Raw genomic sequence first — 1,139 nt, forward strand, 5'->3', positions numbered from 1 at the left:
GTGCTGATGGAGGCCGTGCGGGAGGTGGGGGCGGCGGAGGTGGTGGAGCGGTTGGGCGGTCCGGACGGCCGGGTAGTACCGGCGGCGCTGTCCGCCGGGGAGCGTCAACTGGTGGCGCTGGCCCGAGCGCACCTGTCCCCGGCGCCGGTGCTGGTCCTGGACGAGGCGACCTGCCACCTGGACCCGGCGGCGGAGGCACGGGCGGAGAACGCCCTGGCGGGGAGGGCGGGACGGACGCTGGTGGTCATCGCCCACCGGCCGGGATCGGCGCGACGGGCCGACCGGGTGCTGGTGCTGGACGGGGAGCGGGTGGAGTGGGGGACGCACGCCGAGGTGGTGGAACGCTCCGCCCTGTACCGGGAGTCGGTCCTCGGCTGGTCAGATCCATCCGGCCTCGCGGGAGACGCGGACGGCGTCCACGCGGTTGCGGGCCCCGGTCTTGCGGGTGACGGCGGCGACGTAGTTCCGGACGGTGCCCCGGGACAGGTGGAGGCGGTCCGCGATCTCGGCCGGTGAGCAACCGTCGGCGATCAGGGAGAGGACGTGCAGCTCCCTGGGGGTGAGGGGGATGGTGGTGGCGCCGATGAAGTCGGGGGCGAGTGCCTCGTCGACGTACCGGTGCCCCTCGGCGGTCATCCGGATCGCCTTCGCGAGACGGTCGGGTTCGGCGTCCTTGCTGACGTACCCCAGCGCGCCGGCCTCCGTGGCGCGGCGTACCAGGCCGGGGCGGCCGGTGGCCGCGAGCACGAGGAGGGCGGTGGAGCCGGCGCGCAGTCGGCGGCCCAGGTCGAGGAGCGGGAGGTGCCGGTCCGGGGCCCCCGGTTCGGGGGTGTCGGTGTCGACGACGCACACGTCGGCGCGGGTGATTCGATCCCCCTCCGATGCCTCGCGCCACGAGGTCGCCTCGACGCGCAGTTCCGGATCGGCTCCCAGTGCGGCGGCGAGGGCGGAGCGCAGTAAGGGGGTTTCGTGCACCAGCAGTACCCGGATCACAGACGGTCCCACTTTCGGTCGACTCGTCCACGTGTGGGTGGACACCGGATCATGGTGGGGCCCGGGGGGTCGGCGCAGAAGAGGGCCGCGGCCGTCGAAGGGGTCCGTCCGGGCGGGGAGGCCGGCGGTGGATGGGTGCCGAGGGG

General features: G+C 74.7%; 1 protein-coding gene and 1 pseudogene. One reads left to right on the plus strand and one right to left on the minus strand.

Going from position 1 to position 1,139, the window contains the following annotated elements; all coding sequences use genetic code 11:
• The coding region (locus FOE67_RS30540; RefSeq protein ID WP_323385567.1) for an ATP-binding cassette domain-containing protein at nucleotides 1-516 on the plus strand (516 nt) is incomplete at its 5' end.
• Here the strand turns inward: FOE67_RS30540 and FOE67_RS30545 are convergent.
• Nucleotides 463-636 (minus strand): annotated as a pseudogene (locus FOE67_RS30545) (helix-turn-helix domain-containing protein); the annotation flags it as partial. The gene FOE67_RS30540 and the pseudogene FOE67_RS30545 sit on opposite strands and share 54 nt — an antisense overlap.
• Nucleotides 637-1,139 lie beyond the last annotated feature (503 nt).

The sequence above is a fragment of the Streptomyces calidiresistens genome, assembly GCF_014141525.1.
Classification (GTDB): Bacteria; Actinomycetota; Actinomycetes; order Streptomycetales; family Streptomycetaceae; genus Streptomyces; species Streptomyces calidiresistens.